At 49.7% G+C, this 17,352-nt stretch carries 14 protein-coding genes; 1 reads left to right on the top strand and 13 read right to left on the bottom strand.

Annotation, left to right across the window (positions count from 1 at the left end; genetic code table 11):
* Positions 1–26 precede the first annotated feature (26 nt).
* The 11 genes from VK70_RS24880 to VK70_RS24830 form a co-directional block, all read right to left on the bottom strand.
* Complete coding sequence (locus VK70_RS24880) at positions 27–2,657, bottom strand: glycoside hydrolase family 31 protein (RefSeq protein ID WP_046723905.1); 2,631 nt, start codon at positions 2,655–2,657, stop codon at positions 27–29.
* Between the two features lie 416 nt (positions 2,658–3,073).
* Positions 3,074–4,345: an ABC transporter substrate-binding protein gene (locus tag VK70_RS24875; RefSeq protein ID WP_036643242.1), complete on the bottom strand. Its 1,272-nt coding sequence runs from the start codon at positions 4,343–4,345 to the stop codon at positions 3,074–3,076.
* 43 nt (positions 4,346–4,388) lie between these two features.
* Positions 4,389–5,540: a response regulator gene (locus VK70_RS24870; protein ID WP_025700676.1), complete on the bottom strand. Its 1,152-nt coding sequence runs from the start codon at positions 5,538–5,540 to the stop codon at positions 4,389–4,391.
* A complete protein-coding gene (locus VK70_RS24865; protein WP_025700677.1) occupies positions 5,518–7,308 on the bottom strand; it encodes a cache domain-containing sensor histidine kinase in 1,791 nt (596 codons plus the stop codon). Before VK70_RS24865 ends, VK70_RS24870 begins: the two co-directional genes overlap by 23 nt.
* A 205-nt stretch (positions 7,309–7,513) precedes the next feature.
* Positions 7,514–8,152 carry a hypothetical protein gene (locus tag VK70_RS24860; protein ID WP_025700678.1) on the bottom strand — a complete coding sequence of 213 codons (639 nt, stop codon included), beginning with the start codon at positions 8,150–8,152 and terminating at the stop codon, positions 7,514–7,516.
* A gap of 100 nt (positions 8,153–8,252) precedes the next feature.
* Positions 8,253–9,239 carry a glycosyltransferase family 2 protein gene (locus VK70_RS24855; protein ID WP_025700680.1) on the bottom strand — a complete coding sequence of 329 codons (987 nt, stop codon included), beginning with the start codon at positions 9,237–9,239 and terminating at the stop codon, positions 8,253–8,255.
* A gap of 91 nt (positions 9,240–9,330) precedes the next feature.
* Entirely contained in the window at positions 9,331–11,445 is a 2,115-nt protein-coding gene (locus VK70_RS24850; RefSeq protein WP_046723901.1) for a glycosyltransferase family 39 protein, read from the bottom strand.
* A gap of 85 nt (positions 11,446–11,530) precedes the next feature.
* Positions 11,531–11,938 (bottom strand): hypothetical protein, encoded by a 408-nt coding sequence (locus VK70_RS24845; RefSeq protein ID WP_025695943.1) that lies wholly within the window; start codon positions 11,936–11,938, stop codon positions 11,531–11,533.
* Between the two features lie 253 nt (positions 11,939–12,191).
* Positions 12,192–12,737: a DUF1697 domain-containing protein gene (locus VK70_RS24840; RefSeq protein WP_025695944.1), complete on the bottom strand. Its 546-nt coding sequence runs from the start codon at positions 12,735–12,737 to the stop codon at positions 12,192–12,194.
* Between the two features lie 27 nt (positions 12,738–12,764).
* Positions 12,765–13,061 carry an antibiotic biosynthesis monooxygenase family protein gene (locus tag VK70_RS24835; protein WP_025695945.1) on the bottom strand — a complete coding sequence of 99 codons (297 nt, stop codon included), beginning with the start codon at positions 13,059–13,061 and terminating at the stop codon, positions 12,765–12,767.
* 76 nt (positions 13,062–13,137) lie between these two features.
* Positions 13,138–13,773, bottom strand: coding sequence for a hypothetical protein (locus VK70_RS24830; RefSeq protein WP_025695946.1), 636 nt, complete (start codon positions 13,771–13,773; stop codon positions 13,138–13,140).
* 190 nt (positions 13,774–13,963) lie between these two features.
* Here VK70_RS24830 and VK70_RS24825 point away from each other — a divergent pair, with 190 nt between their 5' ends.
* Positions 13,964–14,281, top strand: coding sequence for an MGMT family protein (locus VK70_RS24825; RefSeq protein WP_025695947.1), 318 nt, complete (start codon positions 13,964–13,966; stop codon positions 14,279–14,281).
* A 210-nt stretch (positions 14,282–14,491) separates the two neighbouring features.
* Here the strand turns inward: VK70_RS24825 and VK70_RS24820 are convergent, their stop codons facing one another.
* Both VK70_RS24820 and VK70_RS24815 read right to left on the bottom strand, forming a co-directional pair.
* On the bottom strand, positions 14,492–15,754 hold the full coding sequence (locus VK70_RS24820) for an extracellular solute-binding protein (protein ID WP_025695948.1): 1,263 nt from the start codon (positions 15,752–15,754) through the stop codon (positions 14,492–14,494).
* Between the two features lie 22 nt (positions 15,755–15,776).
* Positions 15,777–17,339, bottom strand: coding sequence for a response regulator (locus VK70_RS24815; RefSeq protein ID WP_025695949.1), 1,563 nt, complete (start codon positions 17,337–17,339; stop codon positions 15,777–15,779).
* Between the last annotated feature and the right edge of the window lie 13 nt (positions 17,340–17,352).

Here is a 17,352-nt window from a genome sequence, read left to right as displayed (position 1 = left end):
GGTAGTTCGCCTTGCCTGCAACTCTATTAGTTGCCTTTGGAATCCGCTTGAATCTTCACTTTGTGATCCTCGTTTACCGGGATTTTGACATACAGCACGTTTTCATTCGCATCGAAGAAGTAAGCTCTTTCCTGCTTGTTCAGGTCTTCGACGCTGCTTGCTTTTGCGTATTTGTTTTCTGCGGCTTGTACTTTCTTCGGTTCTACAGCGTTATGAAGCTTCAGCGTGTAGGACTGAATGTCGGATGCGTAACTCTGAACTTTTTTGTCCTGATCAAATTCGACGTGGTTTCCTTTGTTGTCCACATGGAAATCGGTTACGTTGAATTCGCCTCTCGTGTAATCCTCCGTAGTCGCATCATCCTGATAGTAGCTGTAGGAAGCATTGCCGTTAAGATAAGTATCGAGAATCAGATTCGTCAGCTTTTTCTCGCCGGCATACTGCTGGACTTCGCGGCGCGGGATAATCGAGTTTTGCTTCACGTAGATCGGAAGCGTTCCGAGATCGGCTTGTTTTGTGATCGTTTGGCCGCCCTCAAACTCTTCGCCGGTCCAGTAGTCGATCCATTTTACGCCCGTTGGCAAATACACGCTGCGGGACGTTGCGCCCTTCTCCACAACCGGTGCAATCATCAGAGAATCGCCGAACATGAATTGGTCTTCGTTGTTATAGGTGTTCGGGTCATCCTGGAACTGGAATACAAGCGGCTGCTGAATCAGATTTCCGGTTTCGTGCGCTTGCTTGAACGCGTTTTGCAGGTACGGCATCAATTCATAGCGCATGGAAATGTACTTGCGGCTAATATCCTCAACGTCCTTGCCGAATTGCCACGGTTCTTGTCTATTAATGTTTTGCTTAACCGACGGGCTGTCACCGTCATTATTGTAGTGGTCCCGAGAGAACGGCAGGAAGGCGCCAAGCTCAAGCCAGCGTGCAAATAATTCCGGCGTGCATATTTCGCCCAATTGTTTATTTTTGGTGAATCCGCCGATGTCATTGCCGACAAACGGGTGACCAGCCAATCCAACATTGGCATTCATAGGAATCGACATTCTGAGATGCTCCCAAGTGCTGTGGTTATCGCCAGTCCAGGTTGCGGCGTAACGCTGCGTTCCCGTATATCCGGCACGCGTCAACACAAACGGACGGACGTTCGGTTTGAGTTTTTTGAATGCGTTGTAAGACGCTTCTTCCTCCAAATGCGCATAAATGTTATGGACCTCTTCATGAGCATGTTTGACTCCGTTATCATCCTCATGCACAGCATCCAGCGGCAGCGTCCAGTGGTCTTTGGCTATAAAACTGACCGGTTCGTTCACGTCGTTCCAAATACCGTCTATGCCTGTGTCAAAGAACGGCTTGTACTGCATCGACCACCAGTCGCGGGTTTCCTTTTTCAGGAAATTCGGATAAACGGAAGAAGGCGGGGCCGACGGATTCCATGGCCAAAGCTTGCCAAGGAAGTTGGTTCCATCGGGGTTTTTAACCCAGAGATCCTTCGCGGTCCCTTCATCATAAACGCTGTAGCCCGGCAAGGCCCTGATCGCCGGATCGAAAATATTAACTTGATGGAAACCCTGCTCTTCCATACGCTTGCCCAGTCCTGCAGGGTCGGGAACTTTCTTACCCCACGTAAAGGCTTTATAGTCGTCCATATATTCGATGTCAAAAAACAATCCATCTGCCGGAATTTTCTTTTCGCGATACCCTGCGGCTACTTCCTCCATGTCATTTTGGGAATAAGCCCAGCTTGATTGATGGAAGCCCAAAGACCATTCAGGCGGCAGCGGGATTTTGCCGGTCAAATCGGTATAACGGTCAACGACATCTTTGATCTGAGGTCCATTGAAAAAGTAATAGGTCAGTTTGCCGCCATCGGCGTAGAAGTAATAGTAATCGTCACTTTCCTTCGCAAAGTTATAATAAGTGCGGTACGTATTGTCGAATAAAATGCCGTACGCCTTTTTGTCTTTCAACCCGATAAAGAACGGAACGGATTGGTAAATGTATTTCGACTCATACGGGAACGGGTCCTGATGCCAGATGCCTTCTTCCTTGCCGCGTTTGTTCAAACCGTCGGTTTTTTCGCCCAGCCCGTAGAAATTCTCGTTGTTATCGGTCTTTTTGAACACGTAAGGCTTCCCGTTTTCGTAACCGATCCCTTGCTCCCCATCCTCGTTAATGACGTTTCCGTCTTTATCCATATATTTGATTCCAAACGGGCTTTTCTTGATGTCCACGGTCAAGCTGTCGGTTGTAATGACAATTCTCTTGTCATCTTCCTTCACTTTGAATTTAGGAGCGGACCAATCCGTTTTGGCGATCCCCACAGAGGTATATTCTTTGTCGCCTTTGTTCAAGAGCGACACTTTGGCCATATCGGATGTAAGCATCCGTATGTAAGCCTCTTGCGCGCCTAAATTAAGCTTTACGCCATTGTCCAATTGCTCAAAGCTTTGAACCGTCATTGGCTGCTGCAAATGGTTTTTATCAAGAGGTCTGTCATCGGTCGGTCTAAATGCTTCTACCGGGAAAACTAAATCATCCGCAAATACAGGTTGAGCGAGATAGAACTGTGAAACGGCATTTCCTGAAAATAGAACAGCAGTTGCGAGCAGCAATGGTATAGCTTTCTTCTTCGTTTTTTTTCGTTTCATTCGGTTTCTCTCTCCTTGTCGATGAATTCATCTTGCCCTCTGCTAATGTTCCCTCCTCTCTGTTAAAAGCCCAAATGGACTCCGATTTCATGTTCCATGTTAGGTTAACGGGGCAGTGTGCAGCAATAGCGACAAGGACTCAAATCTTAAGCGCCCTGCACAGGAGCGGCGGGACGTATCTAGATTGATATTGCCCCCTGAGTGGACGTCACAAACCAAGCGGCAGGAGGGCCAATATGAATGCGAATCAAGGATTTTAATCTGCATATGAGCAAGCGAAGCTGTATCAATATAAATATAGGTCTTAAATAAGGAAATCCAGCTTCAATCATAATATGGTATTAATTAACAGGTAAAAATTAAAAAGAAAATAAAAAAAGGCTTAAGAATATGATGGATTCTTAGCCCATTTCAACCTATTTTTCCGAATATCTGTTCCATGATTTTTGGAATTCCTGCAGAAGTTGATCCCTGTTCATTTGTTTATTAATATAAGCTTGCATGGCAGGCCCAAACTCATCGCTCACTCCCGCAGGATATTTGTACCAGTTCCAGGATAATGTTTTGCCTTTTTTTATATATTTCATAATGTCATCAGCAAGCGGACCGGAGTTTTTGCATTCGATATTAGAAAATGCGGGAATGAATTTAAGCTGCTCGGTCATAAATGTTTGGCCTTGTTTCGAAGAAACCATCCAGTTTAAGAACTTCTTGGCCTCCGCTTTCTTCTTGGCGGTTGTTTGTTTGTTCACGGCCCAATTGTTGGGAATGCCGATCGCAAGCGCATCATTTTTCGCCGCTTCATCGCTGACCGGGATTGGGAAAAATCCAATGTTCATGTCCGGTGAGATTTTATCCAGCATCGGCTGGATCCAGTTTCCTTGCAGGATCATTGCTGTTTTACCCGTTGCAAAGCTGGTGACTGCCGTATTGTAATCTGTGGTCAGCGAATTCTTGTTGCCGTATTGTACGGTTAGATCCAGCAGTTGGAGCAGCCCTTCAAATGGTTTGTTTCCTTCGAATTTTTGCCTTCCGTCCGTCAATTCCTTAATAAAGGCGTCCGGGTTGCTCTGGTGCGCAAATCCGGTGTTCAACAAAATTACACCAAGGATCCATTTTTCCGCGTATCCGTTCGAGAAAGGAGTAATATTCTTGACGCTGAGCTTTTCCGAAACCTTCGTCAATTCGCTCAGTGTCGTCGGTGTTGCCGTAATTCCCGCTTTCGCAAACAAATCCTTATTGTAAATAAAACCGTAGCCCTCCACATTAATCGGCATTCCGTAGATTTTGCCGTCCATTGTTATCGGTTTCAACGCGTAATCATACGCATATCGGGTCCAAGGCTGATCGGATAAATCCTCCAGGTACGATTTCCACAGCTTGGCTTCCTCATATCCGCCGTTTGTATAAATATCCGGACCTTTCCCGGCAGCAAACTGGGTCATCAGCATCGCACGGTCATCAGCGCCCCCGCCGACCGTCCGAATTTGAATATCCACTTCCGGGTGCTCCTTCTCGTATTCTTTGACCAGCTGCTCAAACTGGGTGGCAATCTCCACCTTCGGATTTAATACGCTCAAAACGATCTTATGATCCGGTGCTTTTTTTTGATGGGTTTGCCCTTCCTCATTCTTTTCCCCGCACGCCACAAGCGATACGAACAGTACCCCCGTCAACATTATTTTCATAGCTTTTTTCAGATATCTCCCCTCCTTTCCTTTTATTTTGGTTTCAGTGAAGGCTGCGGTACCTGGCCGGCGTCATACCCACTTCTTTCTTGAATAATTTTGAAAAATACTTTTCATTCTGATACCCGAGGTTCACCGCAATCGAGTAAATTCTTTCCTCTGTTTGACTTAGCCATCGTTTGGCTTGTTCAATTCTTAATTGAATTAAATAATTGGATAGGTTGATCCCCTGCTCTTGTTTAAATCGACGGCAGATATGCTCCCGGCTTAGGAAGAATCGATTGGCCAGTTTGTCTAAAGAAAGCTCCTCCGTATAGTGCTCCTCTAAATAGGTGACGATGTCATTCATTCGCCGTGCGTCATCCAAATCGCTTAGACGATGAATGGTCCTGAAATTCTGCAGCTCCATCGCTTTTTTTGCCGATTGATAAGCATTTGGCAGATCGTGTAAGGATGTCAACGGGTCGCCGCTAACCAGCCGTACCGGAATATCAAAGTGGTTTGAAATCCATTGCTCTATAGAGAGCTTGCTGCCGCGCGAGCTGATCACAAGACCTATACAATCGCCGTTTTGCAGAACAAACGCATTGCCCCACTCCTGAGCCATCATCTCCTCAGCGAGCGGATTGATGTAAGTATCGGCGCTGTGAGTATGGTAAAAATACAGCAAGGTAAGATCGTAGGCATCGGCTTGTGGAAGATACCTCGCCAGGTCCTCCCCATTCCAAGGCTCTCCTTCACAGGCTGCCGTAATTAATCGGTTACTGTGCATCCTTTCGGCCTCTTGGGCAACGACGGAATCGCTTCGCCGTTCGGCTTCCTCACGGTTCCAGGCCAATATGGCGCCCTCCAAGACCGTATTTAAGGCGTCTGCTTCAACGGGCTTCAATAAATAATCAAAGCTGGAGTATTGTATGGCTTTGCGCATATAAGAATAGTCATCATACCCCGAGACAATAATCACTTTTCCCGGGTAGGCTTGCTGGTTTAACCACTCCAAAAGCTGGATACCGGTGACTTTGGGCATTTTGATATCGGCAAATATGATTTCGGGCCGCTCCCTTTTAATAATGGTTTGGGCCTCTTCCCCGTTGTTAGCTTCCCATATTTCCGTCACGCCTAGTTGCTCCCAATGTCCCAGATACCGAATCACATCACGCACATTAAACTCATCATCCACAAGAAGAGCTTTCATGATTATCGTCCTCCTTTGATTGGGTTGGAATCGTAATAAGGACGGTAAATCCTCCCCCGGGATTCGAATCCACCTCCAGGCCTCCTCGAGAACCGTAGTTCAAGATTAAACGATCATGTATATTTTTCAGACCGATCCGGTTATTAGGTGATGCTGCGTCATGGCCGACTGCGTTTAATTTCCTTCTTAATTCGTTCAGCTCTTCGAGGGACAAGCCTGGGCCATCATTTTCCACAACAAGTTTCACAACCCCTTCTTGAAGCCATCCCCGAATGCTGAGATGCGAACCATAATGTCCTTCTTCAAAACAATGCTTAAAGAAGTTTTCAACGAGAGGCTGTAAGATCATGACCGGGACGGGCATGTCCATTATGGATTCTTCTACCAAGATAGAATGGCGCAATTCCACCCGAAATCGTTCCTTTTGCAGATCCAAATATGCTTTCACGTAGTCCACTTCATTACGAATCGAAGCCCAATTGTCCATTCGGATCGTATACCGCATCATTTTCGACAAAGAAGTCACCAATTGATAAATTTGCGGAGTTTGGGAACGAAGGGCAACCGCACCGATGGATTGTAAAGCATTATGCAAAAAATGCGGGTTGATTTGGGATTGAATCGCCCGGTATTGGTTCGTTTTGTTCTCGAGTTCCAGCCGATATTCCCTATCAATATACAGGTTGATTCGTTCCATCATATCCTTGATGTGCCTCTCCAAATGACCGATTTCGTCACGGCCGCTATCATTAAACCAAATATTCGTATGCCCTCCTTCAATCTTTCGGACCTTTTTACTTAACAACTGAATAGGACGAGTGATCTTATTGGAAATAAAATGAATCATAATAAGCCCCAAAATCACGACACCCACACCAAAAAAGGCGCTAATATATGCCGTTTGCCGTACATCGCTGTATAAGTTGCCGCTTGAAGTCACCTTGACCAAATGCCATTCCCCAAACTCACCCGGAAGCGGCTTGGACATCGTAATATCGCCTGATCTTCCACTCGCTAAAGACAATCCGGAATCGATTTTCCAAGGTTTCCCCATCAGCGTTTGATCGGTTGAATATACGACGGTCCCATTCTCATCCGTAAGGATAACCAATTCGCCTTCCTTCAGAAAACGGCTGCAAATGGTGGAAAACCGGCTTAAGTCGATATCCATGGTGACGACACCTAAAAATTCGTTGGAGAGTATATTTTTGATTTTATGATGTATCGTCATCACCAACGTCCGATCCGACATTGGCATAACAGCAGAACCATTATAATTCCGGATCAAATGCGGTGGTTCAATCAAAAAATTAGAGTCGGATTTAATCAAGTTCCGAATAGGAGGACTTTCTGATAAATCAGGCCGCTTCATACGGGCACTCACCTTAGCATCGTAAACGGTAAAAGAATCCCCCTCTTTTACCATAAAAAACCGAACTTGATGAATTTCTCTGCGCATCAGATAAAAGGCTTGAAACCATTTATCAACTTCAAGCTGATTCGAGTAAATTTCTTTATCGAAGCCTCTTTCGAATATCCGGAATAAACCGGGATTAAGGTATAAAATATACGGCAAATTGACCATATCCTGAAAGTATTGCCCGAGCTCTTCACTGCCCTTTTGAAGCTGTACCTCGCTGATCCGATATTCGTGCTGCTCTACCTTCTCTTTGGTATGAAAATAGATGGCCAGTACCGAAATGAAATAGGGCACGATAATAAATACGAGAAGCATGACCAATAAGCGGTTACGGATGCTGCTTTTCATGACATGGATATTCCTTTCCGTGGTTTCCGTCACGGTCTATTATAAAACAAGAAATACATTAAAATGGATGGATATAATTGGATAATTAGAGAAATACAGCTTCTTACCTAGGAATTAATTTCCACCCTTCAATCCGCACACAGCAAAAGGGACGGTCCCTTAGGTCATCTTTCATGACTTATGGGACCGTCCCTTCGCTATATAATCAACTCTGTTGGCTAGACGGTTTCAGGGGTTCTTCCCCTTTTCTTTCGAGCACCCGGACAAGAGCCCAGACTGCAAGGCTTGCAATGACCGCTACGATTACCGATCCTCCGGCGTGAAGCAGCAGTACGGGAACCCAAAGCAGCCCAAGTATACGATGTACCATGCGCATCCATTTGTTACGAACCTTGTTAATGAAGAAGCCGTACCCGGCGATTGCGAGCAGAATGGCGAATCCCGCAAGACCGGTGTAAATTTTGTCGTCTCCCGGTTTGGCAAACAAAAAATAGATGCCATGAACTGCGATAACGGCCAAGGTCGCCCAGCCAAGCAGCTTGTGCACAGAACGCAGAAGCTTCCCGGTTCTCCGTACCAACATCGACGACGATTTCAGCTTCCTTTTGAACCAGAACCAGGAGAAACTGCAAGCTCCGAGGAACACGGCAATGGTGCCGAGCGTCTTAAAGATTTCCCTGCTGCCCTCAGGACCTTCTTCTCTGGGAGGACGGATTCCCCCAGCGCCGCCTGCCGGCCTTCCGCCTCCCTCTAAAGGAGACACGTAAAAATAATAAGCGACGAGCAGTACGGCTGCTACAGCTGCCAAGATTGCCGGAATCCAGATGGTCTTTTTCGTTTTCATGGGATGCACCTCGATAATAGGGAGTTGCATTCATTGTACTTGGAAAAGATGAACAAATTATTAAAATTATATAAAAATTTTAAATTTCTCAAATAATAGGTTACTTGGTTTCATAGCGGGCCGTTTGCATTCTGACCGGCTGCTGCTGTTTTTTTCCCTGATACACTTCCTGTACGATATACAGCGGACGTCCCTTGGACTCATCGTAGATCCGGCCGATATATTCGCCCATAATTCCGAGCATCAGCAGCACGAAGCCGTTGAAGGTAAGGGTAATCCCGATGACGGAAGCCCAGCCCTTAACCGCCGAATCCGTAAAAATGGCGAGATACAGCACGTACAACAGGTACAGAAAGCCCGACGCCGACAGCAGCGCTCCAAGGTATCCGGCCAGCTTCAAAGGCTTGTATGAAAAAGAAGTGATGCCATCCAGCGACAGCTTAACCATCCGTTTCAGCGGATATTTTGTTTCCCCCGCGAGCCGTTCGTCGCGTACGTATTCGATCGCCTTCTGGCGAAAGCCTACCCAGCTGACCAGTCCCCGAACAAACCGGTTCTTCTCCGGCAGGCGCTTTATCTCGTTGCACACCTTCCGGTCGATCAGGCGGAAATCCCCGGTATCTACCGGAATGTTGATGTCGGTTGAATACGCCAGCACCCGGTAGAACAGGCTTGCCGTCCATTTTTTGAACAGAGATTCGCCGTTTCGCTTCACGCGTTTGGCATACACGACCTCATAGCCGCTCTTCCACTCCTCGATCATCTGCAAAATCAGCTCCGGGGGGTCCTGCAAATCGGCGTCGATAATGATTATGGCATCGCCCAGGGCATAGTCCATGCCTGCGGTTATCGCTACCTGATGCCCGAAGTTGCGGGAAAGGTCGATCAGCTTCACGCTCTCGTCCCAGCAGCTGTACTCCTCGATCATCTGAGCGCAGCTATCGACGCTGCCGTCATTGACGAAAATCAGCTCATACGGCTCTCCCGTCGTTCCCATCACTTTTTTGATCCGCTGGTAGGTCTCCTGAATAACCTCTTCCTCGTTGTACATCGGGATAATCACGGAATAGCGCACGTTAGAACTCATGAGCAGCTCCTCCTTTTTAAAAATAGGGTGGCAGGCGCGCCGGCAATAGATTGTCAGTACGCCCGCTTGTTATAACCAAAGGTCTTGACGGTTAGTTCAACGCAACCTCGTACAATGTGCCGCCTGTACCGCTGCTTGCGCCCTGCCATTCCGAGGACGGAATTTCTGTACCATGCTCGGTGATCCATGTCGTCAATTCCGAGTTCCCCTCACGTCCGCCGCCCATGCCGCCGCCGGAAATATAGAAGTATTTAACCTTGCCGCTCTGGACCAGCGCCTGAAGGGTATCCGCCTTGTACACCACATCTGAGCCGGAGAAGCCGTTAAGGATGACGACCTTATTGCCTTCGATGATATAAGGCCCGCCTGTGCTGTAATTCATCGTGGCGAATAAATATTCTTGCCCCGTATTATGCTCTTTCAGATAAGCGACCAGCGATTCGTTAACATTCTCGCCCTCGCTGCCGCCGAAACCGAATTGGCCTCCGCCCAAGCGGCTGTCCTGTGCGCTGTTATCGTTCTGGGTATCCGTACCATTCTGGCCGTTCGCGCTATTCTGGGCGCTTGCTGCGCTCTGGGCGCTTGTTCCGCTCTGGGCGTCCGCAGCGTCAGGCATATTGCCCATCATACTGTCTTCTCCAGCCCCGTCGCCGATGGCTCTGTTCATCCTTTCGCCCATGCTGCTCCGGCTGTCAGGACCGGCGGCCGGAATCATGCTGTTCAGGCCGTAGGCAATCGGCGTGATCGACCAGTAGAGCGGACCGATCAGAAGGACGAGCAGTCCGGCAATGGCCGTAATTCGAGGCAGCTGCTTCCTGCTGATTTTGCAAAGCGCCAGCAGCCCGGCAGCCGCAATACCTCCGGCCAAAATGCCGATGGACCAGCCTGCTCCGATGGTTTTGTTATACGGACTGAGGATATACGACTGGAAGCCTGCCGTTGCCAGAATAGCCGCCGGAAGCAGCCAGGAGAGCCAGTCCGTACGCTCGCGGTACAAGCTCCACAGCTTGACAAAGCCCGCCCCGGCCAGCGCCGCGATCGGCGGAGCCATCATAATAAGATAATATTGATGAAAGAAGCCCGCGATACTGAAGAAGCCTGCAACCGGAATCAGCCAAGCCAGCCAGAAGACGGCCTCCTTATGCTTCTGCGTGAAATGTCTTCTGCGCAGACCGGAGAAGATGCCGACGCAGCCTAAAAGGATGAATGGAATCAGCCAACTGGCTTGGCCCGACAGCTCCGATTGGAACAGCCGCAGCGGTCCCGCTGTGCCGGTGTTGAACATACCGCCTGCTCCGCCGTTCATGCCGCCGCGGCCTCCGCCCATTCCGGGCATGCCCTGACCTTCGCCGCCGTTCCATGACGGCATCTCTCCGTTCATGCCCTGCGGGAACCCGCCGCGCCCTGCATTACCCCGGTCTCCGGTGAGACGCGATACGCCGTTATAACCGAAGGCCAGCTTCATGACCGAGTTAGTGGTGCTGCTGCCGATAAAAGGGCGCTGGCTAGCCGGGATCGAATCCACGATGGCCGCCCAGGACACGGAGATAACGAGCATGACGGCGGTGCATGCCGCCAGGACGCCTGTTTTTTTCTTCCAGTTCATCTTTAACGCCAGCCAATAAAAGAGATAAAAGGCCGGAACCACCATATAAGCCTGCAGCATCTTCTCGTTGAACGCCACGCCGATTAACGCGAATGCGGCGATCAGGGGGCCGATCTTGCTGCTCCTGGTTCCCCTGAACAAGAACCATGTCGCCAGCAGCAGCGTGAACACGAGCATGGCGTCAATATTGTTCGTTCTGCTGACGGCCGCCGCCACCGGCGTAAGAGCCATTGCCAGAGCAGCGATCCGGGCAGCCATTTTGCCAAAAGCCGGTTTGACTAGCAGATAGACCAGCAGCACCGACCCTACACCGGCCAGCGCCTGAGGAAGAATGACGCTCCAGCCCTTCACCCCGAATATCCAGGCGAACAGCGTCTGTATCCAGAACACCACCGGCGGCTTATCCACCGTTACCGAACCCGCCGAGTCCAGCGAAGCATAGAAGAAATTGTGCCAGCTCTGCAGCATGCTTCCCACCGCAGTTGTATAGTACAGATTGACGTACTTGTCGTTCCAGATCCCGTAGCCGTACAAAAATGCCGCAAGCAGCAAAATAGCCGCCAGAACGAGATCCGAACCCAGCTTCCTGATTAGTCTCATCTTGATCACTCTCCACCCGTTTCTCCGGCTGCCTGTTGGCAGCCGCTTCCTCTTCCGTACTGTATTATTGCATCCCTACCTTAACTCATAATGAGTGCCCGCTGAATGTTTTCTGAAGGAACAGATCGGCTTGGCAGGTCATATCGTCGTGCAGAAAAGGGATAGAGGGAACAGGTAGCGCTGGCAGCGCAGGCCGCACTTCCTGCAAATCTGCAGGCTCCGCGTTGAATTTCGCCCAGGGAAAAAGAAATGGATGCGATTGTGCATCAATTTGATGCTTGAACGCCGCTATGGGGAGATTGGATGCTAAGTGCCTGCGCATTTGCAGGAATTGGATTAGGGAGAGGGCTTTACGAGAAAAAAGATGTATAAACGCAGCAACTTTTTGAACCCTTCTGCCGCTACCGGACGCCTTTGCCGCCTTTAGGATGAAACTTCCGCCGCTGCCGGCCGCCCTAAGGGCGATAGGGCGGTATGCTTGCTGCCGCTTCAAGGCATAAGCCTCAACATCAAGTCTTATTGCAAAGCAAATAAGCTGCCTCCAGCAAAACGCCGGAAGCAGCTATGGTTCAACCTGAACCAGGGGCATCCGGGGAGCATTTCATGTTCCCGAATACCGGTTCGATGCATATTAATGCCTGAAATCAAATCATGTTCACCTGATCAATGGGCGCGCCAGTTATTCATGATTTTGACGTCCATTATTATCCAATCCAGGAACTCACGAACAAGACGTCTCCTTCATATCATTCTTCCCGCGCCATCGCCGCAAGCTTGTTCACCGTATTCCAGTTGCGGGATGTGGCGGATACGCCCATTATTTTTTCCAGAGGGACCTTGAACAGCGGCGAGTCGCTTACTTTGGTCTTGTAGAGAATGTACATTTCCTTGCCAACGACGCGCAGCTTGTCCTCTCCGTCTTCATAGGGGCGCAGCCGCTCCCTGGCTTCATCCGTAAGCTCTCCGGCCAGAAAAGAAACATACAACCGCTTGAATTCCTCCGCCCCGGTCAGCTCGAACGGATTATTCGCGATTGCCGCCTCCAGCTCTTTCGCTGTACGGATGATTACGGATGCGTCAAAGCCGAAAGTCTCGCGAATGCCTTTTTCAATAGCTTCCCCAATCGCCTCATCCCCGTCATCCGGGCCGTCCAACACTACGTTTCCGCTCTGAATATAGGTCTTTACGTTCTGAAACCCGAGGGATTGAAGCATCGTCCTCAGGTCCTGCATCTTGACGATCTTATTCCCTCCGACGTTGATGCCGCGAATCAGGGCGATATATTTTTCCATGGGAAGGCCTCCTATTCCGTCTTTCGCCTATTCCAATTCGATGCGCGTAAAATGCTCCACTACCGGAAACGGGCTGTAGTAGTGATGAAGCAGCGCCTTCCACTCCAGATACTGCGGGGATTCCCTGAATCCGACCGTATGGTCCTCAAGATTCCGCCAACGCACCAGCAGCAGGTATTTGTGATCGTCTTCCAAGCATTTTTGCAGTTCGTGGCCCAAGTAGCCGTCGATGGAGGAAATGAGAGGCGAAGCTGCCTTGAAGCTGTCTTCGAACGCCTCCGTCATTCCCTGCTTAATGTGCAGCATGGCCGCCTCAAGTATCATCGTTATCCGCCTTTCTACTATTCGTGATTTCCCGGTCAATCCGTTCAACTTTCATCCGCATAACCTCTAGAGCTCCTTACGAACTCAGCGCTCCCCTGAAAAATTCATGTACCAAATTATTAACTACAATAAGAACTGCCAAAGACTCGTTGACGCTGCCGACTTCAAGGGAATGGTTAGCTTCGTCGATTTTGTACAATGCTACGTTCGTTATACCGCTGATTCCCGCCGCATCCTCTTCGCTGAACAAAGGGTCGCTTCCGCCGTAGATCACGGTGCCGCCCCCACGTTGGATGTAAGGAACCGATTCCCGTAAAGGCGTCAGATACAGACACTGCGCCTTCATAGAAGAAGTGGAAGAAGCTGCAAGACTGCCTGCGATGACCGTGCCGATGCTTTTGCCGATAAACAACAGCCGTTTATAGCCGGGAACCGCCTCAAGCGCCTGTGCGCATTCTTCCTCAATGATGCCCATTTCCTCGCGCTTCAGCTCAGTTCGCGCGCTTTGGTGACCATATTCCAGCAGCAGCAGATCGCAGCCATGCTCCAGTGCGTTCTTGCCCGCATAATGCAGTAAAGGAAGCTCCGCCGGATAATTTTTCCCCGGAAAAACAACCGCCAGCGTATCCGATCCCTGCGAGTAATATTTATGTCTGACTTCCCTGCCCCAATGCGAGGGCATCGTTATGTATTTCATCACCTTATCCGCCATGTTCCCGGTCACCTCCCGAATCAAATGATCTATCGATGAATCGGGCCTTTCGCCCTGACTGCTTCCCATTATACCTTTAATTAACAGGAGGTGGAAATCGAAAGCCGGGCACGGGTATATGATTTTAGTCAGCTCTTCCTTTCTCTGCTATAATCAAAAGACACAGCCATAGGAAGGGAGCCTCCTCTAAGTGACGCCGTTTACGGAAAAAGCCATTCGCATCATACAATCCATCCCTGAAGGGAAGGTAATGACTTACGGGGGAGTAGCCGCAGCAGCAGGAAGCTCGCGCGGGGCGAGGCAAGTTGTCCGGATTCTGCACTCCATGAGCCGAAGCCACAAGCTTCCCTGGCACCGGATCATCAATGCGCAGGGAAGAATCTCGCTGGCGGATGGGGAATCCGGCGAGATTCAGCGGCTGTACCTCATGGGGGAAGGCGTCGAGTTCGATGAGCAGGGAGCAGTCGACCTGAAGCGGTTCGGTTATGATCCGGGTCCGCTGGACTAACGCGGCGTCCGCATACCGCTTCCTTCGCCCGAGTGCATTCAGCAAACGGGACATCGTAGCTCAAAATTATTGCATTTCCAATCATCGAATCTTTGTTCCAGCAAGTTTTTGTATCTAAGCCAATGTTTGCCGCAATTAGCACTCTATTTCCAAGACCGGCAATGACAGCTTGAAACTCATCCTCCGTCTACATCCAGGAGAAACTTTCCTTCAATAATCTTTAAGCAGTTTGTCAATTCCCTCGGCTGCACGGTCCAAGCCTTCCCTCGCGGACAGATGGCCCAGAAAGATTTGATGCAGGTACACGGTATACAGCTCATCGATTTTGCTCCAGTTCTTCACAGGCGGCCGCAGGAAAGAGTCATCAACCTCTTCAACGTAAGGATAGAGGTAGGAGTGCCTGCTAACGTTCAGCGCTTTAACCGCTTCCTTATTCGTCGGAATTAACCCGGCCTTGGCCATAATCAGCTGCGCTTCGAGGCCAGTCATCCATTTCATAAAAACCCATGCCTCGATTGGATGCTTGCTGCCTTTCATAATGACCAAATTTTCGCCGCCTATAATCGAGCTCGTTCCATTTCCCTTTGGAAAAGGTACAGACAGGGTTTGTTTAAGAGCCTGTCTCTTGTCGGACTCTTTCAACAAGCTAAAGAACCATGGTGCTTCATCCGTTAACAACATGCTTCCGTTCCGTACCCCTGCCCAGTTATCCCGGTCCTGGGTCACGGCCGAGAGATGAATGAGCTTGTCCTTGTAGAGATCCGCCAGCTTCTCCACCGCCCGGACGGTACGGTCACTATTCAAATATCCGGAAGCCCTCGTAAAGTCCCGGTCCATAAATGAGCCTCCCAGACTGTAGAGGTAGGGAAGGGTGTCCCAAGGTCCCAAGCCCGCCAGACCGATTACAAAATGCTGCTTACGGGCCAGCTCCAGAATTTCATCCATGGTGTGCGGAGGCTCCGAATAGCCGGACCGCGCCAGGAGCTCCCGGTTAAATATGGTCAGCTTCGTGAACAGGTTGAGCGGAAGCGAGTAATACTGGTTATTATAATAACCTGCACTCATGGCCTTTTGATGAAACGCGTCTCTCAGATCGTTGAAGCCCGGAAAACCGTTTAACGGCTCAAGCAGCCCTTTATGCGAAAACTCGGGTACCCAGGCGATGTCCATCCTTACGACATCCGGACCGCGGCCCGAGGAGGCGCGCGCAATCAAGCTGTACTTTAATTCGTTGTTGTTGGCTAAGTTTATGCACTTGACCCGGATGTCCGGATGATCCCGCTCAAAAGCAGGTACCAGCTCCTGCATCAGTATCCGGGTTTCCTTATCGTTATACGTATGCCAGAAAATAAGAACGGTCTTATCATTCCCTTGAAGGGTCTGTACGCTCTCCGGATTCGAGATCATGGAAGTCCCTCCACATCCGGCCGTTAACAGCAGGATCAGAATAAAGGATACCCAGCGCGTGGCCAATCGAAGCTTCCTCCTTTATTCGTTATACAATAGTTGACACCTTTGTGCTTTCCCTGTATTCCATGGGAGTAAATCCCGTACTTTTTTTAAATACCTTGCTGAAATATTTAACGTCTTTAAACCCGGCGGCTTTGGCTATATCGAAAATCCGGCTGTCATTCTGCGTCAGCAGCCGCTTCGCTTCCCGAATCCGCAGCTCGATCAAATAATCGATAAAGGTTCGGTCGGTCTGCTTTTTGAATAACAGACTAAAATAACTTTTACTGAGATGAACGGTATCCGCTACGCTTTGCAGCGTCAAGTTCTCGGTATAATGGGAGGCTATATACTCCAGTGCCTTTGTGACCAGCTGTCCGCCGTACCCGTTATCAAGCAATTTGGGAATAAACGCTTTGCCGATTTCCTCCAGCTCATTAACCATGAATGCCGCCAGCTGCTCCAAGGTCTCTGTCTTGCGAAGCTGCTCATACCGTTCGGGAAGCAAGGCGCCGTTGTCGGCTTGGAGCCGGCAGGCTTCGGTAAGGAGAGAGATCGCCTCCTGCTGCACCGTTTCCGGACTCAACCCCATGCTCTTCCAGCGTTCCACCGCAAGATCAACCGCGAATGACACCGGTTCGCCGCTCCGCATCATCTCGAAGAAGGGTTGCCAGTCATAGTCAAGCCCGGTATCTTTAACTCTGGAGCTGGTTTCCGTATCTCTTGCCGCATATAATCCGCCCACCCCTTCGAAGAACCGTCTCTGACAGGCCGAACGGCTGGCGAAATATCCAGCCAATATCCGGCTTGCCCCCCGCTTTACAGCGAAGCCAGCCGACGTTGAAATTCCCCACTCCGTTTGCAGCCGCTCCTTCCACTGCAGAAGCCACTGCCGGGCCTCCTCCTCCGGGCCGGGAAAGATCAGGAACAGGCCGCTTTCAGCGGCGAGCAGCGCGCTTCCTTCCTCCGAACGCTCATAGAACGCTTCCTGCAGCTCCTCCAGCAGCAGTTGAACATACAAGTATCCGTGATTTTCTTTCCATTCCTCAGCCCCATCGAGCATAAGATACACGCAGGCATAGGAATGCTCCAGCCATGAAGGAATCCAGACGGTTGAAGCGGATAGAGCCTGCTCTTGTACGATCAGTCTTTTGATTTCCTGCTCTGCCCGCTTTCGCTCCAGGTACAAGGCGCCTTGCTGATAAGATTTGAGTTCAAAGACCTTTCTTCGTTCCTCCTCAAGCATGGAAATACTGCGGCGCAAGACGGCAAGCAGATCTTCCTGCTTGAGCGTTAGCTTGAGCAAATAATCGACGGCGCCAAGCTTTAAGCCTTCCTTTACGTAATTAAAATCACTGTAATTACTAATGAGGATCACCTTCAACCAAGGGCACAGCACCAAGGCTCGCTTCATCAGTTCAATGCCGTCCATTAAAGGCATTTTGATATCCGTGATCAGAATATCGTAGGCCCGGCTTTCTAATTGGGCCAATACCTCTGCGCCATTCGCGTATTCTTCAACCGAAGCCCCTTCCTTTTCCCAGTCGATAAATGCGCTGATCCCGTTACGGATGATAGGCTCGTCATCTACGATAAGTACTCTGTACATGGATGTTTCCTCC

It is taken from the genome of Paenibacillus durus ATCC 35681 (assembly GCF_000993825.1).
Taxonomy (GTDB): Bacteria; Bacillota; Bacilli; order Paenibacillales; family Paenibacillaceae; genus Paenibacillus_AQ; species Paenibacillus_AQ durus_B.
This window is presented reverse-complemented; position numbering and strand designations above follow the sequence as displayed.